The organism is Thermoanaerobacter thermocopriae JCM 7501, assembly GCF_001310975.1.
GTDB classification, from domain to species: Bacteria; Bacillota; Thermoanaerobacteria; order Thermoanaerobacterales; family Thermoanaerobacteraceae; genus Thermoanaerobacter; species Thermoanaerobacter thermocopriae.
Genome location: NZ_BAZY01000005.1, coordinates 100,917 through 124,160, shown reverse-complemented (window position 1 = coordinate 124,160; position 23,244 = coordinate 100,917). Strand labels below are relative to the sequence as shown.

The 23,244-nt window shown below is 35.2% G+C and carries 14 protein-coding genes, 4 tRNA genes, 1 other RNA gene and 7 pseudogenes; all 26 read right to left on the bottom strand.

Features of this window, described 5'->3' with window-relative positions; genetic code table 11:
- A pseudogene (locus JCM7501_RS12535) lies at positions 1-258 on the bottom strand (UPF0236 family transposase-like protein); the annotation flags it as partial.
- Positions 259-775: 517 nt separating this feature from the next.
- Positions 776-1,297: a hypothetical protein gene (locus JCM7501_RS03700; protein WP_028992674.1), complete on the bottom strand. Its 522-nt coding sequence runs from the start codon at positions 1,295-1,297 to the stop codon at positions 776-778.
- 296 nt (positions 1,298-1,593) lie between these two features.
- Positions 1,594-2,505, bottom strand: coding sequence for a C39 family peptidase (locus tag JCM7501_RS03695; protein WP_028992673.1), 912 nt, complete (start codon positions 2,503-2,505; stop codon positions 1,594-1,596).
- 984 nt (positions 2,506-3,489) lie between these two features.
- Positions 3,490-4,882 (bottom strand): annotated as a pseudogene (pepV, locus tag JCM7501_RS03680) (dipeptidase PepV).
- 294 nt (positions 4,883-5,176) lie between these two features.
- Positions 5,177-5,252: transfer RNA gene (locus JCM7501_RS03675), tRNA-Ala, on the bottom strand.
- Positions 5,253-5,271: 19 nt separating this feature from the next.
- Positions 5,272-5,348: transfer RNA gene (locus tag JCM7501_RS03670), tRNA-Val, on the bottom strand.
- Positions 5,349-5,404: 56 nt separating this feature from the next.
- On the bottom strand, positions 5,405-6,361 hold the full coding sequence (gene manA / locus JCM7501_RS03665; protein ID WP_013150534.1) for a mannose-6-phosphate isomerase, class I: 957 nt from the start codon (positions 6,359-6,361) through the stop codon (positions 5,405-5,407).
- 64 nt (positions 6,362-6,425) lie between these two features.
- Positions 6,426-7,127 (bottom strand): purine-nucleoside phosphorylase, encoded by a 702-nt coding sequence (gene deoD, locus JCM7501_RS03660; protein ID WP_028992669.1) that lies wholly within the window; start codon positions 7,125-7,127, stop codon positions 6,426-6,428.
- A gap of 152 nt (positions 7,128-7,279) precedes the next feature.
- Positions 7,280-7,629, bottom strand: an RNA gene (gene rnpB, locus JCM7501_RS03715) — RNase P RNA component class A.
- 76 nt (positions 7,630-7,705) lie between these two features.
- Positions 7,706-8,787: pseudogene (locus tag JCM7501_RS03655) on the bottom strand (Nif3-like dinuclear metal center hexameric protein).
- Positions 8,780-9,483 (bottom strand): annotated as a pseudogene (locus JCM7501_RS03650) (tRNA (adenine(22)-N(1))-methyltransferase). Before JCM7501_RS03650 ends, JCM7501_RS03655 begins: the two co-directional pseudogenes overlap by 8 nt.
- 61 nt (positions 9,484-9,544) lie before the next feature.
- A tRNA-Ile gene (locus JCM7501_RS03645) sits at positions 9,545-9,620 on the bottom strand.
- Between the two features lie 6 nt (positions 9,621-9,626).
- Positions 9,627-9,701, bottom strand: a tRNA-Asn gene (locus JCM7501_RS03640).
- Between the two features lie 48 nt (positions 9,702-9,749).
- Positions 9,750-10,823: an RNA polymerase sigma factor RpoD gene (gene rpoD, locus JCM7501_RS03635; protein WP_013150538.1), complete on the bottom strand. Its 1,074-nt coding sequence runs from the start codon at positions 10,821-10,823 to the stop codon at positions 9,750-9,752.
- A 13-nt stretch (positions 10,824-10,836) separates the two neighbouring features.
- A pseudogene (gene dnaG, locus JCM7501_RS15785) lies at positions 10,837-12,644 on the bottom strand (DNA primase).
- A gap of 148 nt (positions 12,645-12,792) precedes the next feature.
- On the bottom strand, positions 12,793-13,794 hold the full coding sequence (locus JCM7501_RS03625; protein WP_013150540.1) for a deoxyguanosinetriphosphate triphosphohydrolase: 1,002 nt from the start codon (positions 13,792-13,794) through the stop codon (positions 12,793-12,795).
- Between the two features lie 83 nt (positions 13,795-13,877).
- A complete protein-coding gene (gene secG, locus JCM7501_RS03620) occupies positions 13,878-14,117 on the bottom strand; it encodes a preprotein translocase subunit SecG (RefSeq protein ID WP_013150541.1) in 240 nt (79 codons plus the stop codon).
- 284 nt (positions 14,118-14,401) lie between these two features.
- Positions 14,402-15,690: pseudogene (eno, locus tag JCM7501_RS03615) on the bottom strand (phosphopyruvate hydratase).
- A 25-nt stretch (positions 15,691-15,715) separates the two neighbouring features.
- Positions 15,716-17,260 carry a 2,3-bisphosphoglycerate-independent phosphoglycerate mutase gene (gene gpmI / locus JCM7501_RS03610; protein ID WP_013150543.1) on the bottom strand — a complete coding sequence of 515 codons (1,545 nt, stop codon included), beginning with the start codon at positions 17,258-17,260 and terminating at the stop codon, positions 15,716-15,718.
- A 12-nt stretch (positions 17,261-17,272) separates the two neighbouring features.
- Positions 17,273-18,019 carry a triose-phosphate isomerase gene (tpiA, locus tag JCM7501_RS03605; RefSeq protein WP_028992664.1) on the bottom strand — a complete coding sequence of 249 codons (747 nt, stop codon included), beginning with the start codon at positions 18,017-18,019 and terminating at the stop codon, positions 17,273-17,275.
- 13 nt (positions 18,020-18,032) lie between these two features.
- Positions 18,033-19,213 (bottom strand): annotated as a pseudogene (locus tag JCM7501_RS03600) (phosphoglycerate kinase).
- A 64-nt stretch (positions 19,214-19,277) separates the two neighbouring features.
- Positions 19,278-20,285, bottom strand: coding sequence for a type I glyceraldehyde-3-phosphate dehydrogenase (gene gap / locus JCM7501_RS03595; RefSeq protein ID WP_012995537.1), 1,008 nt, complete (start codon positions 20,283-20,285; stop codon positions 19,278-19,280).
- A gap of 49 nt (positions 20,286-20,334) precedes the next feature.
- A complete protein-coding gene (locus JCM7501_RS03590) occupies positions 20,335-21,357 on the bottom strand; it encodes a sugar-binding transcriptional regulator (RefSeq protein WP_028992662.1) in 1,023 nt (340 codons plus the stop codon).
- Positions 21,358-21,496: 139 nt separating this feature from the next.
- On the bottom strand, positions 21,497-22,273 hold the full coding sequence (gene rpoN / locus JCM7501_RS16475) for an RNA polymerase factor sigma-54 (protein ID WP_256201089.1): 777 nt from the start codon (positions 22,271-22,273) through the stop codon (positions 21,497-21,499).
- Positions 22,267-22,860, bottom strand: coding sequence for an RNA polymerase factor sigma-54 (locus tag JCM7501_RS16470; protein ID WP_256201088.1), 594 nt, complete (start codon positions 22,858-22,860; stop codon positions 22,267-22,269). The genes rpoN and JCM7501_RS16470 overlap by 7 nt, the downstream gene beginning before the upstream one ends.
- Before the next feature lie 106 nt (positions 22,861-22,966).
- Complete coding sequence (locus tag JCM7501_RS03580) at positions 22,967-23,239, bottom strand: acylphosphatase (RefSeq protein WP_028992661.1); 273 nt, start codon at positions 23,237-23,239, stop codon at positions 22,967-22,969.
- Positions 23,240-23,244: the final 5 nt, after the last annotated feature.

The window sequence follows — 23,244 nt, the reverse complement described above, 5'->3', positions numbered from 1 at the left end:
TAGGTTAATCTCTTTTTATCTTTCCTCTCTACTACCCATTTTTCTTTCCTTCTCTTGTCTTCTTTTATTATCTTATCTAACTCTTCAATAATTGCTTCTATTGCCTGTCTACCTAGTTTGTCCGTGATTCCCTTTATTTTTGCTACAAGTCTTGATATCCATTCCTTCGTTTAATAAATCGCTAAAAATTTCTATCACTTCTCTAGTGAAATTTAGAGCATTTTGTAGTATAATATCCTCAAAGATATTTTTTTTCACAAGAGACACCCCTTTCTGTGTTGTTTTGTTTTCCATAATCTATTTTATCACAGGGGTTGTCTCTTGTTTTTTTTACTCAAAAAATCCTACGATAATTTTACACTATGCTCGAAACAAATAAGTAGCTGACTTGACTTCTTGAGGGGCGAATAAGTACAGCCACTTTGACTTTAACTTATTCAAGTATGGTGAGAAAGACAAACCCATGAACAAATGTCGTAAAAGGTGTAATAATAACAATTTAGTAAGCTTTCTGGGAATTCGTCCCTCATGAAAATAGTTAGTTGCTAAAATTAGGCTTACTCCTCCAAAAAGCGCGAAATAACTCCAATTCATGAGATAATTTCCTCCTTATCTAAAGCTGTTTAACTCCAGACAATTATCTGGAGTTAAACAGTACTATTTGGCTTCCTGACCCGACCTGCCTCTACAGTCAAGTATAGTAGGCTTCTTCTTCAAAAAGTGAGTTAAAGCTATAAGAATTTAAGATCATGGCGCCGGCACTAAAATCAAGATATTATTTGATTGTTTTAGATTCCAGGATTTTCCCCGAGTAAAAATCAATAAAGTAAACTTCATGCTTTTCTTCATTTGTGACATAAGCACTCCAATAAACTTCTGTTATTTTTTCTCTTTCTTTAGCATTTTCAGATGTTGCTCTGAAGTCCAAAACTAACGAACGGATGGCACTCTTTGGCACACCTCGTGCCTGTAAAATTTCTCTGGCTTTGGTTTCGGTTATTCCCTGCTCAAGATATACAAAGTTTGGAGGCTCATTACCGTTTCGTACCCATACCACAAGTTTCTTCCCATTCTTATCGAAGCCGTAGAGAACTCGTTTACGAGGACCCGGTAGGGTGATATCAGTATTTTCAACAGAAATTAAAGGAGTATAGCGTTTCGCCAATTTTATGGCCTCGGGAAGCGAAGGTACTTTTTCACCAACTGTAGCATTGTTCTTTAGCAAAAACATGAAGACGATAATGGTAATTATCAAAAGTAAAAAAAGTACAGGTTTAAGAAAATTCTCAAATGGCATGAGTTCAACACTCCTAATAAGAGATAAATCGAGTAAGCGGGGGTGATTAACCCCCTTCTCCGGGTATTGAGTAGGGCAGCGCTAGGTGATCAGTCTAGCGCTGTCCCTCTCACAGAACCGTGCGTACGGGCCACGTACACGGCTCCTGGTAAGTCGTTAACTTTCATAATTTGAAAGTCATTATGCACACTTCTTCCTGATCTATCTCCCTCGGGACTTTCACACTATGGACAAAGCACCATGCCCGGGCGCACATCGACAGGACCGGTTCTGGCCCGCCATTTTCTTTTAAGGGCCTACGAGGGAATAAACTGTGTCATTACCACGTAGTTGTAATCCCTGCCATAAGCCACATAAATTGTTTTGGTGGTTGTAGACCAATTATCATGAATTACCATATACTGGTGACCGTTTGATGAACCGTTATATACGTATTCCTTGTAACCAACTCCAGTTACAGTATGGTCACCATAATAAGTTTGATCAATAAAGGACAATAAATTTGGTCTTTGGGCATCAATTTCATTTTTGAAATCAGTATAGGATACACTAGTGCCAAAAAACCAGTTTCCAAAATTTTTGGAGGTGGCGTTAGTTAGGCCTTGATTATGCGCATAATCTCTCATACCATCATCAATATTATAAATCTTCGTACTACCTGCGCCGTCAGACGTTTGCGTTGTTCCCATCGTTTCCCTAAGAGCCATGACTACATCTTCCTGGGTTGTAGGCATTAAGTTTTGGTAATTGCTATCTTTATTGGCCCAATATGCCATAACATTGGAACCAGCAGTAGGAGCACAACCGGTCCATTGTCCTTCTTCGTATTGCCATTGGTTTATATCCGGTACATTTGAAATATAATTTCTGTTCATACTATCATAACCCGTTTCCCAATTACTAGGGTCTACGTCTGTCACACCGTCGTGGTCATTACCAATTTCAGCCACACTCATAAAAATATGTTTCCAGAACAACCTTGCTTTTTCTATTTCTTTATCGCTTCTTTTGCGCTGATCGGCATTTTCGTACCTAGAAACTTTATGTATAAAAAGTTTGCTACCGTTTGGGGCTTTAATGATCTTATTACCGTTCTTCATTTCGCATTGAAGAGCAAATCGCCCTGCACCAAGACTCACCATTTTTTCTCCTACAATTTCTCCTTTCACTGTCTTTCTTATGCTATTACGTTGTATATCGTCAAACACTTTTCCTTCCTAGCTGAAGCTTAGGACAGGATATTCGTCAAGAGAATTTCCAATAAAAACGAAGCCCGCGTCTTGGCCATTAACTTGAATATTAAACAAGTAACCCCTGACCTCGTTGTTTAAGTCAAAGACGGTCTGAGCTTTTGAAAGAGTGACCTTGCCTCCTTTCCACTCTGAATTAGTATCGGTTTGTATATCGTTTAAAATATGAAAAATTGCCGCTTTTTTGGCGATTGCTGGCGTTATATCATTTTTTCTACCGCGACTGCGGTTCCACTCACCATTAATAAAAGCAAAGTTGCAATTAAAAAAATACGTACGATTTTCATAGTAAAATAACCTCCCCAAGATTGCTTTTTCATTTGAAATTACAATTCACCACAAAATCTTGACACAGACAAGAACCATTTTTCACTTGACAAATACATTAATTTTATAATATAGTTTAATAGAATATTTTAAGATTAAAAATATAATTAAAACAGAAAATAAAAATATATCAGCTCTAAAGCTTATTTTAGTTATGTTATTTAAAGAAGTAATTCTAAATTATTATTTGGTATATTATAATCGTAATACTCTAAAAATTTGAAAGGCAATCCTAATCCGTGTTTAAAGTTTGAATAATCTTTAAATTTGTCAAAAAATATCGTTGATAAAGTAATAATCGCACTTATAACTAATAGTTAGAATTTTTCATTATAAACCACATTCCTTTCGTTTTGCTCAGTAATTTTTGAGGACCCCGATGAGCCAGTAAATAGAATTATAATTAATGAACTTTCTGTGTCTTTTGAAAAAGAAATTGACAGAAAAGAACTAGAAAAACAAATTATAAAAACTGTTTCTGAGTTTTTACGCGATATTGGTGTCATCTCAGTATATTCTAATAATACATCTTTACCTAGGGAAGAAATAGGATTTATGCTAGAAAAAAATAAATTATATTTTAGTTTAAAATAAAACCCCTCACAAGGAGGGATTTTATTTTGCTAATTCATATATAGCGTGAGCATAAATTTTTGCATTTAATATTAAATCTTCAATTTCTATATATTCATCTGCTTGATGGGCTAATTCTGGTTTGTCGGGGAAAACAGGCCCAAATGCCACTGTGTTAGGCATCTCTTTCGCGTAAGTTCCTCCACCTATTGCTAAAAGCTCTGCCTTTTGTCCCGTCTGTTCTTCGTAAACATTGCTCAGAGTTTTTATCAAAGGATGGTCTGGTGGGAAATATAAAGGTGGCTGATGGAGCATGTCTTCTATTCTCATTCCATTAGATTTGATTTTCTCTTCGAAAATATTCATCCAATCCTCGTATTTATATTTTACAGGATATCTGATATTTAAACCTAACACTCCTTTGCTTTCATCCAATTGAATAGTGCCAACGTTAAAAGTCAATTCTCCTGTTTCATCTTTTAAGTATATCCCAAAAGTTTTTCCATCCGTTTCCATCCCGACATTTGTAGCAAAGAAACGTATAAAATCTCTCACATCGCTATCTTCTAAATCGATTCTGTCAAGGAAGAGAAATAACTGCATTATAGCATTTTTTCCTAAATGCGGAAGACTGCCATGAGCTGAAACCCCTACTGATTTGATTACAAGCATTTCCCCTTTTTCTTCAGCCTTCAAATTATAACCAGTCTCTTTTACGAAAGCTTCTAACTTATCTTGAATTTCTTTCTTCTTATCTGCTTCTTTTACCTTTAGACCAGCTTCACAATAGCCTGGCACTACATTGGGCCTTTCTCCACCTTTGATATATTCTATAACTATATTACTGGGCTTTTTATTAAACTCTTTTACTACATCAAACATTGTTATACCTTTTTCTGCATATATAATTGGATATTGGGCATCTGGAGTAAAGCCCATTGTAGGCGCTTCATCGTGTTTTAAATAATAAGGAATTTCGTGAGAACCATTCTCTTCATTTGTACCAAATAAAATCCTTACTCTCTTCGAAAGCTTCAATCCTGCATCTTTTATAGCTTTTAAGCCATATAAAGCCGCAATTATTGGGCCTTTATCATCTACAGTACCTCTTCCATATATCTTTCCCTCATGGATTTCGGCACCATACGATGATAAGTCCACCCATCACCTTCTGGAACTACATCTAAATGTCCCAAAACTCCTATCATTTCTTCTCCTTCGCCGTATTCTGCATACCCTACATAGCCATCTACATTTTTAGTTTTAAAGCCCAAACTTTGCGCAATCTCTAAAGCTTTATCTAACGCTTTGGCAACACCTTCTCCATAGGGCATTCCTGGTTTCGGTTCATCTTGTACGCTTTTTATCCTGACCAATTCTTGAACAGATTTTATAATGTCATCTCTCATATCATCTATGTAGAATTTAAATCCATAAAAATCCCTCCAATAATTTGGTATCATGTTACTATTATATATTTTTGATAAAATGTTTTCAATATTTTTCTCTTTACTTTCCCCTTTTCAAGCCCATAGCATTCAAAAAAGTATTGTTTAAACAGCAATTCGCCATACGCATATTTCATGTAAAACTTGGTTATCCTCATAACAATCATTAATCCAAATTTTACCCATATACAATATAAAGATATAACCTCCTCATTTGCATGATTCGGTTATATCTTGTGATAAAAAAATAAATCTATGGATAAAAATATTTTCCTTCGGTTTGGCAGAGATAAGGGGATTCGAACCCCTGACCTCATGCATGCGAAATATGTGCTCTCCCTACTGAGCTATATCCACATACAACCTATATAAAAAATGGTGGGGTTAACAGGATTCGAACCTGTGGCCTCTACGATGTCAACGTAGCGCTCTGACCAGCTGAGCTATAACCCCACTTCTTGCTTTTTTATTATACAATTTTAATAAAAGGTTGTCAATATTTACGCTTTCTATATATAAGCTTTGAGGACCTTGCAATTTCCTTCCATTGTGTAACTCGTAATAGAAGCAGGTATTAACACAGTCTCTCCTGCTTTTAAATCAGTGGTGCCTTCAGTATAGGCAATTCTACAATATCCTTCTACAGCTGTTAAAGTGTTAAATTTTCCTTCTGTATCTATTTTTACCTCTTCATTTATCTCAATTATACTTACCTGAAAATATGGGGATTTAACAACATGAGATATGCGTCCGCCTTGTATTTCTTCAAATTCAGGTATTATTTTATCTGTTTTTAAATTAAAATCTATAACATCTAATGCTTTTTCTATATGTAACTCTCTTTTTCTTCCAAATTCATCTACTCTATTGTAATCATACACTCTATAGGTAAGGTCTGAATTTTGTTGAATTTCACAAATAAGTATACCTTCACCTATAGCATGCACCATCCCTGAAGGTATGTAAACCACATCTCCTGGTTTTATTTCTATTTCTTTTAAACACTCTTCTAATCTTTCTTCCTCTAATAGCCTTTTAAATTCTTCTTTTGTAGTTCCTTCTTTTAAGCCACATACAAGTTTAGCTCCTGGTTTTGCATCTATTATATACCACATCTCGGTTTTTCCAGAATCGCCATTTTCATATTTAAAAGCATATTCATCATCTGGATGAACTTGGACAGAAAGTTTGTCTTGCGCATCGATTATTTTGATGAGTAAAGGAAATCTTCGATAATTTACCCCTTTGCCATATATATCTTCAGAAAATTTGTAAGCTATATCACTTAGTTTTTGGCCATTAAATTCTCCACTCTCAATTACACTGACAGCCGTTCTATTATCAGATATTGTCCACAATTCTCCAATTTTTTTACCCTCGGGAATATCAAATCCAAATTTATCTCTTAATGCAGTACCTCCCCATATTCTTTCCATAAAAATAGGCTTAAATTTTAAAGGTTTCATCAACTATCAGCTCCTTTTTTAATTATTTTAAAAGAGGATAAACAAGGTTATCCTCTTTTAAAAATTATTCAGCTATTTCTAATGCAATCTTTACCATGTCCATAAAAGTCTTTTGCCTCTCTTCTGCTGTCGTCGCTTCTCCAGTAACCAAGCTATCGCTCACTGTCAATATTGTAAGAGCATCTACATTGTACTTAGCAGCCAAAGTATATAGTCCTGCAGTTTCCATCTCTACTGCCAAAACACCAAACCTCGCCCATAGTTTCCAGCTGTCTGGGTCATCATGATAAAAAGTATCTGTTGTAAGAATATTCCCTACTTTAGGTTGTATTCCTAATTCTATCGCTTTATCATAAGCTTTTTTTAATAACTTAAAACTTGCTGTAGGAGCATAATCCATACCATTAAACCTAATTTTATTTATTGCAGAGTCCGTAGACGAACTCATAGCAATTACTATATCTCTAATCTTGATATCTGGTTGCAGAGAACCACATGTACCTATTCTTATAAGATTTTTCACGTTATAACTGGTTATAAGTTCATTTACATAAATAGACAAAGAAGGTACTCCCATCCCTGTTCCTTGAACTGACACTCTTTTCCCTTTATAATATCCTGTAAAACCATACATCCCTCTGACTTCATTGTAACATTTCGCCTCTTCAAGGAAATTTTCCGCTATGTATTTAGCCCTTAAAGGATCTCCTGGCAATAACACTGTTTGAGCAATTTCGTTTTCTTTAGCACCAATATGTACGCTCATCTAAATCTCTCCTTTTATAATAATTATGTCATATATAATATTAGCAAAAAAGAGTTTTTTAATCAAACAAAAATTTATAGATCAAACAAATTTTAAGCTGGCAAAATAGTGACAAATAAAAAATAAGACCCGCGGAAAGCAGGACTTTTCAGCATGTGAGCAAGTCTATAAGCCGAGTTCTGTCGAGGATGGCCATCTATCTAGGGTGCCAGTTGCCTGACACCTCCAGCGGCATAACCCGAGGGAAACGGCGGGCCACCTACTCCCTCCTATTCGCCTTGCTCCGGGTGGGGTTTGCAGAGCAGACCAGTCGCCTGGTCCCTGGTGAGCTCTTACCTCACCTTTCCACCCTTACCCGGCACTTCACAAGTTGAGTGCCAGGCGGTATATTTCTGTTGCACTTTCCTTGGAGTCGCCTCCACCGGGTATTACCCGGCACCCTGCCCTGTGGAGCTCGGACTTTCCTCGTGCGCAAATCGCACGCGGCCATCCGACTTACTCACATGCATTATTTTTATATATTTTTCTTATATCAACCTAATATAGGTTATCATATATACTCAGTTTTGTCAATACAATTATACATACACAAAAGGATCTTTTTGAACCTCACTCACTAATACTTCTATTTCATACCCCTGTCTTTGAGTTTCGTCAACTATATATTCGGCGATAAATCTTACTGCAATATTCTCTGTTGCAAAATGTCCCGCATCAATCAAAGATAATCCGAGGTGTTGGGCCTCTACAGCATCGTGATAGCCTATATCTGCTGTTATTAACACATCTGCTCCTCTCAAAGCAGCCTTGTGAATAAGACTTGCACCGCTTCCACCACATACGGCTACTTTTTTAATCTTTTTATTTAGATCACCTACTACTCTCAAGTTATTAATTTTAAGTTTCGTTTTTACTTGCAAAACTAACTCTTGCAACGTAATCTCCGAAATAGTTCCAATTCTTCCCAGTCCATATTCCTCTTTAATATTTTCCAAAGGATAAATATCATAAGCAACCTCTTCATAGGGGTGGACATTCAGCATTGCAGTAACTACTTTTTCTAAATATTTCTGAGGTACTATAGTTTCTATCTTTACTTCTTCTGTCTTTTCTAATTTTCCTATTTCACCAATAAACGGGTTTGTTCCTTCTAAAGGTCTATAAGTTCCAATGCCTCGACTTTGGAAAGTAGAATCGCTGTAATTCCCAATAAAGCCAGCACCTGCACTGCACATAGCATTTCTTACTACTTCTTCATATCCTTGTGGCACATAAACTACAATCTTTTTATATCCTTCGGAATAAGTGACATCCAAAACTTCCCTATCGTATATTCCTAAGACATTGCACAAAATATCATTCATACCATTTGGAGCTATGTCAAAAGAGGTGTGGGCCGCGTAAAGGGAAATATCATTTTTAATAAGTTGTATTAGCAATGAGCCTACTGGATTATCAGTCTAATATTTTTTATTGGCTTAAAAATTAACGGATGATGAGTTACAATCATATCTACTTTTTTATTAACTGCTTCCTTAACTACTTCAAAAGTAGCATCTAAAGCTACCAAAATTTTGGAAACCTCTTTAGAGCCATCTCCTACCAATAATCCTACGTTATCCCATTCTTCTGCAAATTTACGCGCTGCAAGCTTATCCATTATGGAAGCTATCACTTGGCATTTCAAGCCATTTATTAACACCTCGAATTTCTTTACTTTTTCCTCTAATTGCTTACGCTTTTTATTGCACTTAGGAAGTTTATCTATAATTTGTTTCATTTTGTCAATTTTATACTGTAAGAATTCTTTTAACAGAGGATGTTTTTTTTGTATAAGTTTTTCTCCTATTTCATAATATATGTCATTTTTGACTTTTTGTCTACCATGTTCTGCTACTATTATTTCATAATATCTTTGCTTTTCCTTAACTAATTCCTCATCACAAATTTTATATCCATTTTCTATTAAGTATTCCCTCAAATATGCCGAATCTCTCATTGGTTGAAGTAAAAATTTTTTAATAGTTTTTGCAATATCTTTTCCTTCTTCTAATATTTTTGTAATTAAAATTCCTCCCATACCTGCAATGACAACCACGTCTACTTCCCCTGGCAACAAAACATGAAGACCATCACCTAACCTCGTGTCTATCAAAGATTGCAAATTTCTTTTCTCAACTTCTTTTACAGCTTTATTCAATGAGGCTTCATTTAGATCTGATGCCACCACATAGGTAGCTATTTTGTTTTCAATAAGGTAAACAGGAATAAAACCATGATCAGTGCCTATATCTGCTACTTTTGAATCCTTAGGAATATATTCAGCAATTTTTTTTAATCGTTGAGTAAATTTCATGTAATCCTCCTAAAAAGTATAAAAATAAAAAAGCATTTAAAGCTAAATGCTTTTTTCAAAATGGTGGGCCTTCAGGGATTCGAACCCCGGACCAATCGGTTATGAGCCGACCGCTCTGCCAGCTGAGCTAAAGGCCCAAAAAGTGGCTCCTCAGGTAGGATTCGAACCTACAACCTACCGGTTAACAGCCGGTTGCTCTACCCTTGAGCTACTGAGGAATACAATAATAATTATACCGATTTTTGCCCTATTGTCAAGAAGCTCATTTAATCAAGAAAATCTTTTAATTTTTTACTCCTGCTGGGATGTCTCAACTTTCTCAAAGCTTTTGCTTCAATTTGCCTTATGCGTTCTCTTGTTACATTAAATTCTTTTCCTACTTCCTCTAAAGTCCTTGCTCGACCGTCATCAAGTCCAAATCTCAGTCTTAGTACTTTCTCTTCCCTTGGAGTTAAAGTGTCAAGAACATCCATTAATTGCTCTTTTAGCATTGTAAATGCAGCAGCCTCTGCTGGAGCTGGGGCATCTTCATCGGGTATAAAATCCCCCAAATGGCTGTCTTCTTCTTCACCTATAGGAGTTTCCAAAGATACAGGCTCTTGAGCTATTTTCATTATCTCTCTTACTTTTTCTTCTGGCATTCCCATCTCTTTAGCTAACTCTTCAGGCGTAGGTTCGCGACCTAATTCCTGCAGCAATTGTCTTTGGACTCTTATCAATTTGTTGATAGTTTCTACCATGTGCACAGGAATTCTTATAGTTCTCGCTTGGTCTGCAATAGCTCTTGTAATAGCCTGCCTTATCCACCACGTAGCATAAGTACTGAATTTGTAGCCTTTTCTATAGTCAAACTTTTCAACAGCTTTAAGTAATCCTAAATTCCCTTCTTGTATCAGGTCTAAAAAAAGCATTCCTCTACCTACATATCTTTTTGCTATACTTACAACCAATCTTAAATTGGCTTCTATAAGTCTTTTTTTAGCTTCTTCGTCCCCTTGTTCAATTCTTTTTGCTAATTCAATCTCTTCCTCAGGAGTTAAAAGAGGAATCTTTCCTATCTCTTTTAAATACATTCTAACAGGATCATCTATACTAATTCCTTCAGGAAGAGAAAGATCTAAATCTAAATCTTCTTCATTTATTTCTTCTTGACGGGGTTCCTCACCAACAATTTCAATTCCCATGTCTTCAAAAGCATCATAAACTTTCTCAATTTGGTCAGGATTTAAATCAATATCCTCTAAGGAATCCATTATCTCATTGTAGGTGAGCATCCCAGTTTTTTTGCCTTTATTTATAAGTTCTGTAATGGCATCTTTAGACAATTCTTCGTTGTTCATAGGTTTCCCCTCCCTATGGGTTTCTTTCTTTTTGGCCATTTTTTATCTTTAGCATCTCCTTTTCACAATTTTGTAATTCTATTAAAAGCTGTCTCTCTTTTTCTATATCCCCCAACATATGAGCCTCATTTATAGCTTTTTTGATGTTTTCTCTTTTAACTGCCAAACTATTAATGAGAATCTTGTTTATAATATCATCTGCAGCTTGTTCAGTAATATTTTCACTCTCGTAAAAAGCTTTAATAATATCGTTAAACTCAGATATGAGATCTTCATCTTGTAATAAATATACAATGTCGTTTATTTGAACTTTTTCTCCAACTTCCAGCCTTGACATTATTTCTTCAAAAACTGGCCTTAACTTAACATTCTCCAACATATCAGGAGTAATTGTCTCTTTTATCCTTTTGTAAAGATCATTATCATACAGTATCAATGCAATTAAGTATTTTTCAGGCGATATTTTATTACTACTGTATATATTATGCCTTATATTACCAGCCATATACATATTTTTTTGATTTTTTCTAATTTTCCTATTGACAAAACGACTAACCTCTGTTCTCACTGCATTTTCAGGTATTTGGGCAACTTTAGCTACGGAAGAAATATAAACTTCTCTTTTCACTTCATCAGAAAGGTTTGCAATATCTTTTGCAATTTTTTTAACATATACTATTCTATCTTGAGGATTATCAAGATCAAGATTTTTTCTGTATACTTTTGCTTTAAACTCAATTAAACTCTCGGCATTTTCTATTAATTGATTAAATGCTTCTACTCCTTCCTTTTTTATAAACTCATCAGGGTCTTTCCCCTCAGGTATAGTCAATACTTTTATATTTAAATTCAATTCATCGAGAATGTCAAGTCCCCTTATGGCAGCACTAACACCAGCTTCATCTGCATCGTAGGCAATTATAACATTTCTTTTATATCTTTTTATAAGTTTTGCTTGGTCCTCTGTCAAAGCAGTTCCTAAAGAAGCCACAGCACAATCTATTCCGGCCTGATGTAAAGAAATAGCATCCATATACCCTTCTACAATTATAAATTTATCTTGTTGAGTTTTTTTTAGCAAAATTTTATTGCAAATAGGGTTTTGCCTTTTTTAAAAACTTCCGTCTCAGGTGTGTTTAAATATTTAGGCAAACTATCATCAATTGCTCGGCCTCCAAAACCTATAACATTTCCCTTTAAATCTATAATAGGAAACATTACTCTATTTCTAAATCTGTCGTAATAGCGGTTATTTTTTTGTGACAAAAGTCCCGCCTTTAATAAAAAATTTTCTGTGTAACCTTTTTCCTTTAAAAAATTTAAAAGACCATTTCCCTCAGGTGGCGAATAACCTATTCCAAATTTCTTTATCGTAGCTTCTGTTAAACCTCTTTTTCTTATATAAGCTAAAGCTTGTCTGCCTTCTTCAGAAAAAAGCTTATTGTAAAAATACACAGCTGCTAATTTATTTACTTTGCATATTTCCCCAATAAGTTTCTTTTTTTGATACTCCTTTTCTGTCAACTCGACCTCTTCAAGAGTTATTCCTACTCTGTCCGCTAAAAATTCAATTGCTTCTTTAAAAGTCAAATTTTCAATATCCATTATAAAAGTAACGACATTTCCACTGGCATTACATCCAAAACAGTGATAAACCTGTTTTTCTTGACTGACCATAAAAGATGGTGTTTTTTCCCTATGAAAAGGGCACAGACCTTTAAATTCTTTTCCCGCTTTTTTTAATTCTACATACTCTGAAATAACATCTATTATGTCATTTGCTTCTATCACTCTTTCAATCATTTCTCTTGAATAAGCCATCAATACCACCTAGTTATTCTATTCGACAAAAATTGTTAAAATCCTCTTTTGTCTAAACTAACTTGTCACCAACGACCAATATATATTCGACAAAAGATTTAAAAATCCTCCTTTAGTTGTATTAAATTTTTGTTAAAACTAAAAAATTTTACTCAACCCAAGAACTAGGCAAAAAAATCTCTTTGTATTTTAAAAGAGCATATTTGTCTGTCATGCCAGCAATATAATCAGCAACAGCTCTTTCTCTTCCATAGAGTTCAACAAGTTTTATAAATTCTTCAGGCATCTTGTCAATATTATCATAAAAATAATAAAACAATTGTTCTACTATTCGTTTAGCTTTTTCCTCATCTTTTTTGGCTCTTGACCCAATATAGACCTTTTTGAACAAAAAATCTCTCAAGCTATACGTAGCCTCATAAATTTCTTTGCTCATTGAAACTTTTGGCTTTCCTAAACTATTGTTTATAACATCTTTTACCATTGTATCTATTCTTTTACTATGCTCATCCCCTAAAATTGCTATTAAATCTTTAGGTAAATCTTTGGGGTTTAAAACTTTTCCTCGTATTGCATCATCAATATCATGGTTAATATAAGCTATCTTATCGGAAATTTGCACTACTTGTCCCTCTAATGTCTGAGGTTTCCCTGAAGTAGAGTGGTTATAAATGCCATCTTTGACCTCCCAAGTTAAATTAAGTCCATTCCCATTTTTTTCTAAAATCTCAATTACTCTAATACTTTGTTCATTATGCCTAAAACCACCTTTTAAAAGTCTATTTAAAACCTCTTCACCAGAATGACCAAAAGGAGTATGTCCTAAATCATGACCTAAAGCAATAGCTTCTGTCAAATCTTCATTTAACCTCAAAGCTCTTGCAATGGTTCTTGCAATCTGAGCTACTTCTAATGTATGAGTAAGCCTTGTCCTATAATGGTCACCTTCTGGAGAAATGAAGACCTGTGTTTTGTGGCTCAATCTTCTAAAAGCTTTGCTGTGAATAATCCTATCCCTATCTCTTTGAAATTCTGTCCTTACATCGCATTTTTCCTCTTCTCTATCCCTGCCGCGAGTTTCACGGCTTTTTGTCGCATAAGGAGAAAGCAGTTGATATTCTAATTCTTCTGTAATTTCTCTAATTTTCATTTGACCACCTAGCCTTTTTTATTTATGGTGGTAAAAATAAAAACCCATAAAAGGGTTTTTCCATCTCTTTTTAATGTCCTTTTTTATTTAGCCATCATTACTGTTAACACCATAGACAAAATTATAAACAACACCGCTGCTATGGTAGTAAGTTTCTCCAGTGTCCCCTCCATAGTTCGAGCTTTATTTTTCCCAAAAAACGTTTCTGCTCCTCCTGCAATAACGCCTGAAATACCTGCACTTCTGCCCTTTTGTAAAAGTATAACTACTATTAAGAAAATGCTAACCAAAATCTGTATACCCATCAGTACAGTTTTTAGCATATTTACACCGCCTTATCTCTAATTTTTGCTCTGTCAAAACACAATACTACATATTATATTATATCTCTAATGTATCTCTTAATCAAGGGTTTTTATTAAAAAGTGTGTGCCAAAAGTTAATAGTTGCCCACCTCCGCCATCCTTAGCTTCGGCCCCGCTTCTGTTTCTTCCTCTCGCAAACTTGCTTCTGCTCCGCCAAGTCACTTCTCTTATGCAAAATGTCAGCAATATTCCTAACTTATAATTTTACAGACTATTAAATAAGGGAATCCTTTTTGGATCCCTTATTTTTTAATATTGTAAAAAGCATTTTTGCCAAGATATTGGGCTGTACTTCCTAAAACTTCTTCAATTCTTAAAATCTGATTGTATTTTACAACTCTGTCAGTTCTTGCAGGTGCTCCAGTTTTAATTTGTCCTGCATTTACTCCAACCACGAGGTCTGCAATTGTGGAATCTTCTGTCTCTCCGGAACGGTGAGACACGACAGCCGTGTAACCTGCTCTTTTTGCCATTTCAATAGCGTCCAAAGTTTCTGTCAATGTCCCTATTTGATTGAGCTTTATAAGTATTGAATTCGCAACTCCCATATTGATACCTTTCAAAAGTCTTTGAGTATTCGTTACAAATAAGTCATCTCCAACTAATTGTATTTTCTCTCCTAATCTCTCTGTTAACAATTTCCATCCTTCCCAGTCCTCTTCTGCAAGCCCATCTTCAATTGAAACAATAGGATATTTATTGACAAGTTGTTCCCAAAAGTCTACCATTCTTCAGAGGTTCTAACGATTCCTTCTCCTTCAAAATGATATTTCCCATCTTCTTTATAAAGCTCCGTTGAAGCAGGATCTAATGCCAATACTACATCATCTCCTGGAACATATCCTGCTTTCTCTATAGCTTCTAGTATGACTTGTATAGCTTCTTCGTTTGATGTAAGGTTAGGTGCAAATCCTCCTTCATCGCCAACTGTAGTGCTTAATCCTTTGGAATGTAACACGTTTTTTAAATTATGATAAACCTCTGAACACATTCTTAACGCTTCTCGGAAATTTGGAGCACCAACAGGCATGATCATAAATTCTTGTATGTCCACATTATTGTCGGCGTGCTTTCCACCGTTTAATATGTTCATCATAGGTACTGGCAAAGTTTTTGCATTTACACCACCAATGTATTGATACAAAGGTAAACCACACTCTTCAGCTGCTGCTTTTGCAACTGCCAATGATACCCCTAAAATCGCGTTTGCTCCTAATTTGCTCTTATTTGGAGTTCCATCTAGTTCAATCATCGTTTTGTCAATTGCTACTTGGTCTTGTGCCTCCATTCCAATTAGTTCTGGAGCAATTACATCATTAACATTTCGAACAGCTTTTAGTACACCTTTTCCCAAATACCTTGACTTGTCTCCATCTCTTAATTCAACTGCTTCAAAAGCTCCCGTAGAAGCGCCTGAAGGCACAGCAGCTCTCCCCACTGCACCGCTATCTAATTCTACCTCTACTTCAACTGTAGGATTTCCACGGGAGTCAAGTATTTCTCTTGCAAAAATATCAATAATCGATGACATGACAACTTCTCCTTTCTTTTTAATTTTATTTTCTTCCAATAATTAAGGATTTACCTGTCATTTCTTGAGGCATAGGCAGTTTCATTATGTCTAATACAGTTGGAGCAATATCGGCCAGTATTCCATCTTTCCTCAAATCAATATCTCCCTCACCTATAACAATAAATGGCACTGGGTTTGTAGTATGAGCAGTTTGTGGTTCTTTTGTCACTGGATCAATCATTTCTTCTGCATTGCCGTGATCAGCGGTTATAATTATTGTTCCTCCTACACTTTGAACAGCATTTACTATTCTTCCAAGGCACTCATCTATTGCTTCAATCGCTTTTATTGCAGCATTTAAAACTCCTGTATGACCTACCATATCAGGATTTGCAAAGTTTAAAAGAATAAAACCATATTGATTTGACATAATCTTAGGTATTACAGTATCTGTAACCTCATAGGCACTCATTTCCGGTTTTAAGTCGTAAGTCGCTACTTTAGGAGAAGGAACTAAAATTCTTTCTTCACCATCATTAGGTTCCTCTACGCCACCATTGAAAAAGAAAGTTACATGAGCGTATTTTTCAGTTTCTGCAATTCTAAGCTGTTTAATCCCTTTTTTACTTAAGTATTCACCAAGAGTATTCTCTAGTCTTTCTGGTTTATACGCCACATGTATGTTTTCAAAGGTTTCATCATACTGAGTCATTGACACAAAAAATACAGGAAAATATCCCTTTTCTCTTTCAAAATGGTTAAATACCTCGTCAATAAAAGCTCTTGTAAGCTGTCTCGCTCTATCGGGTCTAAAATTGAAAAATATTATGGAATCTTCTGCATCTACTGTAGCAATTGGTTTTCCATTTTCCAAAATTACCGTTGGTTCTACAAACTCGTCAGTTTGGTCTTTTGAATAAGCTATATCTATTGCTTCCATTGGTGAATTAGCATAAACACCTTTTCCCAAAACTATTGCATCATAAGCTTTTTTAGTTCTATCCCATCTTTTGTCTCTGTCCATCGCATAATATCTTCCAGAAATCGTTGCAATCTTCCCTATACCAATCCTGTTTGACTCTTCTTCAAATTGTCTTATATATTCCTTTGCACAAGCAGGTGGAACATCTCTTCCATCTAAGAAAGCATGAACATATACTTCTTTTAGTCCCTGGTCTTTAGCCAACTTCATTAAAGCAAATAAATGGGTTATGTGGCTGTGAACTCCTCCATCTGACAAAAGGCCAAAAAGATGTAGCTTAGAGTTGTTTTTCTTTACATTTTCTACTGCATCTAAAAACTCTTTTTTCGTAAAAAATGTCCCTTCTTTTATATCTTTGCTAATTCTTGTAAGTTCTTGATATACTATTCTTCCCGCTCCAATATTTAAGTGTCCTACTTCTGAATTACCCATTTGTCCTTCAGGAAGTCCCACTGCAAGGCCACTTGCGGAAAGAATTGTGTGAGGATAATTTTTAAAATAAAAATCTAAATTTGGCGTATTAGCTAAATATACTGCATTTCCTTCTTTTTTGTTTGATATTCCAAATCCGTCTAGTACAACTAGCATCACTAATTTTTCAGGCATATAATCCTCTCCTTAATAATTGACAATCTTTGCAAAATCTGTTGCTACAAGACTTGCTCCCCCTACTAAAGCCCCATCTATATCGCTTTCTGCCATGAGTTCAGAGATGTTTTCTGGTTTTACACTCCCCCCATATTGTATTCTAACTAAACTTGCTTTTTCTTTTCCATAAAGGGAAGCTATAGTATTTCTTATAGCTTTTATGACTTCATTGGCATCTTCAGCTGTAGCCGTTTTGCCAGTACCTATAGCCCAAATTGGCTCATAAGCTATTACTACCCTGACGATGTCATCTGGCGAAACGCCTTTTAATGCCTCTTTAGTTTGACTTAAAACTACTTCAAAAGTTTTTCCTTCTTCTCTTTGAGAAAGAGATTCTCCTACACACACAATAGGACTTAAGCCGTGAGATAGAGCGGATAAGACTTTTTTATTTACCGTTTCATCCGTCTCACCAAAATACTGCCTTCTTTCAGAGTGACCTATTACAACGTATTTCACGCCAATCTCTTTAAGCATTAAAGGCGAAATTTCTCCTGTATATGCACCCTTTTCTTCCCAAAACATATTTTGAGCACCCAAAAGAATATTTGTACCTTTGATGACTTTGCTCACTTCTGTCAAGTCCACAAAAGGAGGTATGACTACCACTTCCGCTTTTGCCTCTTTTACTTGAGGTATCAATTCCTCAACTAACTTCACAGCTTCAGAAGGGGTCATGTGCATTTTCCAATTACCTGCAATTATTGGTCTTCTCAAAGCAAACACCCCTTTACTTGTCATTTAAAACATCAATCCCCGGCAACACTTTGCCTTCTAAAAACTCTAGTGATGCCCCTCCTCCAGTAGAAATATGAGTAACTTTATCAGCATAGCCCAATTGCTCTATAGCGCTGCAGAATCGCCACCACCTACTATTGTAGTACCTTTGCATTCACTTAAAGCTTTGGCAATGGCCTCTGTACCTTTTGCAAACTCAGGAATTTCAAAAACTCCCATAGGCCCGTTCCACACTACTGTCATGGCGTGTTTTATCACTTTTGAATATTCTTCAATAGTCTTAGGTCCAATGTCTACTCCTATTTGGTCTTTAGGCATTTTGTCTATATCCACTACTTCATAAGGTACACCTGATTTCAATTCTTTAGCAATAACTGTATCCACAGGAAGCATCAAATTAACACCTTTTTGCTTAGCCTTTTCCATTAATTCTTTGGCCAATTCTATCTTATCCTCTTCTAAAAGAGATTTTCCTATTTCATAGCCCTTCGCTTTAATAAAGGTGTAAGCCATACCACCGCCAATTAAAAGGCTATCTACTTTTTCTAATAAGTTTGTTATTACTCCTATTTTGTCTGAAACTTTAGCTCCTCCCAATATTGCAACAAAAGGTCTTTTTGGGTTTTCAAGCGCTTCTCCCATAATCATTAGCTCTTTTTCAATTAGAAAGCCTGATACTGCCGGCAAGTATGCAGCAACTCCTGCTGTTGAAGCATGAGCCCTGTGAGCCGTACCAAAAGCGTCATTTACATAAATATCTGCTAAAGAAGCTAATTCTTTTGCAAATTGAGGGTCATTTTTCTCTTCTTCTGCGTGGAATCTCACATTTTCTAAGAGCAATACTTCGCCTTCTTTTAATGCGGCTGCTTTCGCTCTTGCATCCTCTCCAATCACATCCTCTGCCATAGAAACTTGCTTACCTAAAAGTTCAGACAACCTTTTTGCAACAGGTTTTAAAGAATACTCTGGATTAAATTTTCCTTTTGGTCTTCCCAAATGAGATACAAGTATTACTTTAGCCTTATTATTTATTAAATATTCTATAGTGGGCAATGCTGCTTTTATACGCGTATCATCTGTTATATTTTTATTTTCATCCATAGGTACATTAAAGTCTACTCTAACTAAAACTCTTTTTCCCGCCACATCTATATCTCTTACGGTTTTTTTCATCACAAAAACCTCCTTATATTAGGATTTAAAGGTCCGGTCCATAAAAGGACACGGACCTTTTGTGTTAGAGCCTATCAGCAATATATTTTGCTAGGTCTACGACTCTGTTGGAGTAACCCCATTCATTGTCATACCAAGAAACAACTTTAACTAATGTTCCATCAATTACCATTGTAAGCGGTGCATCAACTATAGAAGACCTGTCGTCTCCCTTATAGTCCATTGAAACTAATGGCTCTTCAGAATATCCTAAAATGCCTTTCATATATGTTTCAGAAGCTTCTTTCAAGGCTGCATTTACTTCTTCAGCTGTGACAGGTACTTCAACTTCTGCAACTAAGTCAACAACAGATACGTCTGGGGTTGGAACTCTCATTGCAAAACCATTCAATTTTCCTTCTAGTTCTGGAATTACTAAGTGGATTGCTTTTGCAGCACCAGTTGTAGTAGGTATTATTGACATAGCAGCAGACCTCGCCCTTCTCAAATCCTTGTGAGGTAAATCAAGTATTCTCTGGTCATTGGTGTAAGAGTGAACTGTTGTCATCATACCTTTTTTAATACGGAATTTATCATTAATTACTTTAGCTATTGGTGCTAAACAGTTGGTTGTACAAGAAGCATTTGAAATCACATGATGGTTAGCCGGGTCATACATGTTCTCATTTACGCCCATAACAATTGTTATGTCCTCATTTTTAGCAGGTGCGGAAATTATAACTTTTTTCGCCCCCGCATGTATGTGCTTTATCGCATCGTCTTTGTTTGTAAATCTTCCTGTGGATTCAATTACAATGTCTACTCCTAATTCTTTCCATGGAAGTTTTGCAGGATCAGTTTCCTTGAAAATTTTGATTTGCTTACCATTTACAATTAGCGCATCATCCGTATAAGATACTTCTCCTTCAAATTTACCAAAAGTAGAATCGTATTTTAATAAATGAGCCAATGTTTTTGCATCTGTTAAATCGTTGACAGCTACAAATTCAAGGTCAACATTTTTTTTAAATGCAGCTCTGAATACATTTCTTCCAATTCTTCCAAAACCATTGATAGCAACTTTAACACCCATTATGTATTCCTCCTTGATTTTTTATTTTATAAACACCTGAAAAGGTGTTTTAAACAATTTTTAAAATCTCAAAAGCAGCGCCTTCATCAGTGACAAGCACCTGTACATTGCTACTTCTGCAGGTAGAAACAATAGCCTCTGCTTTGCTTTTTCCTCCAGATACAGCTATCAAATTTTTAACAAACTTTAAGTCCTCTAAAGTCAAGAAAATACTTGGGGTCGCATAGACCACCTTTCCTTCTTTATCAAAATAATATCCTAAAGCTTCAGATGTAGCATTTTCCCTCATTAAAAAATCTCTAATATCTTGTGGTAAATTTCTTCTTTCTGCCATTACATCAGAGCGTCCAATACCAAATATCAATATATCAGCTCTTTTTAAGGTTTCTACCACATCTCTTATATCTGGCTCTTTGATAAGACTTTTTACCGCTTCTTTTCCTAAATTATCTGGTACGTGCAACATTTTATATGTACCGCCGAGCTTTTTGGCTAAAATTGAAGCGATTGTGTTTGCTTGCTTTTCTACTTCTTTCCCCAATCCGCCACGAGCAGGTACAACTACTATGTTTGATTTGGAATAAAGCTGAGGCATTCCTTTTGCAACTTCTAAAACAGTTGATCCTCCAGTTAAAGCAATAATACTGTCATCATTTATTATATTTTTTAGGTAATTCGCTGCCGATTTTCCTAGTTCTTTTTTTATCATAGGGTCTTGTTCTACGTCTCCTGGGACCACTATGACTTTCTCAACACCCAGCTTGTCCTCTAACAAACTCTCAATATTGTTAAGCCCTTTAAGCTCATGTATAAAATCTTTCAAATTCTCAATTAATTCTTCTCCCTCTTTAGTAATAGTCATACCTAAGGGATTTATATCCACCAAACCTTGAGCCTTTAAAAAAGATACCTCAGTTCTAATTATTCGTTCCCCTATATTCAACTGGTGCGAAAGTGCCCTTCGCCCTATGGGTTGATTAAAATATATGTTTCGCATTATAGTATATCTCTTTTGAAGTAAATCTATTAACTCTGGTACTATTTTTTGTTGTAAAGCTATAATATCCTTCATGCCATTTCCCTCTTCAGGACAGTTAAAGTCCCGTCCTTCTATAAATGTCCCACGCTTCATAAAAAATATCCACACTAACTATTTTATACTATTAATAAAGCTTTTTCAATAGCCTAAATGGCATTTACATGCCCATTTTTTAATATCTTCTTCTTTTGATAGTAGAAGGAATATTGCATTCCTCTCTATATTTTGCCACTGTTCTTCTTGAAATATTAATATTTTTTTCTTTTAAAATATCAGCTATTTTTTGGTCACTTAGAGGATTTGCAGGGTCTTCTTCTTCAATCAATTTTTTTATGAGGTTTTTAATAGATTCAGCAGAAATTTCATTCCCATTTCTATTGGAAATACCAGATTGGAAAAAGAACTTTATCTCAAAAAGTCCTCGAGGAGTTGCAACATATTTGCCGTTTATAGCTCTGCTGACGGTAGACTCGTGAACACCTACAATATCAGCAACTTGCTTTTGCGTCATAGGCTTTAAATAATTTATGCCTCTGTCAAGAAAATCTTTTTGTAACTCCACTATTGCTTTAACTACTTTATACAAAGTTTCTTTTCTGCTTTCTAAACTTTTTATAAGCCACATAGCTGATTGCAGCTTCGTATTTATATATTTTTTAGCTTCTTCATCATTACTATTCAAAATAGAATGATAGTAATTATTAATCTTGAGCTTAGGAGTTATTGAATCGTTTACTATTACAAAGTATTCTCTATCTCTTTTTATCACTTCCACATCTGGTACAATATATCCTACATCTGCTGTAGAAGAAAAGCTACTTCCTGGTTTAGGATTGAGTTTTTTTATAAAATCTACAGCTTGTTGCACTTCTTTTAAGGAAATATTGTACAACTTTGCTAAATATGAATACTTACCTTCTGCAATTTCCTCAAGATGATAGTCTACCAATCTTTTATAATACCTTTGTAATTATCTTGAGCTAAAAGTTGGAGTTTTAAACATTCTTGCAAATTGCGAGCTGCAATTCCTGGAGGGTCAAAAGATTGGACTATAGATAACCCTTCTAACACCTCTTCTTCAGAACATTCTAAAATCTTCGCAATGTCTTTTATATCTTCTCTCAAATAACCACTCGGACTTAGACTAAATATTATATATTCACATATTTTTTTGATTTTGTGAGGAATAGGTGTTATATGAAGTTGAAACAAAAGGTGGTCGCTCAAAGAGGGCTTTGGAGACACAAAATTTTCATAATTGACTTCTTCAATTTCTTCATCATCAGAATCATCGTAATACATTCTCTCTTCTGTCTCTCGTATATATTTAGACAACTCATACAAGTCATATTCATATGCATCTTCTTCCTCAGATGTTTCTTCTTTTTCAAGAACAGGATTAGTCTCTAATTCCTGCTCTATAAGAGCATTAAGTTCTAAGGAATTTAACTGCAAAATCTCAATAGCCTGTTTTAGTTCAGGAGTCATTATAAGTTTTTGAGTTTGTTGAAGCTTTAAATCGAATTCCATCCTCATATTCATGCACCCTCAATCGCTATTAAAAAATTAATTCATTAATCAGTAAAACTCTTTTTAATTATTATATCATATTTAAACGTTTTATTAAATAAAAAGAAGAGTACTAATAAATTCGAAAATCTCTATACTCCCCTTTATAATCCGACCAATTTTCTTCCACATTGTCCACTCTTGCCCATCTCAAACCTGTTTTGATAAAATTTATCAATTCTTTAATATTTTCCTCTTCCCCTTCTGCAACTACTTCTACACTGCCATCGTAAAGATTTTCCGCATAACCTGCAATTCCCAAAGAAACTGCCTTTTGATACACAGAATACCTCAGTCCTACTCCTTGCACATGGCCAGTTATGCGCAAATGTACTGTTTTTTTCATAGAAA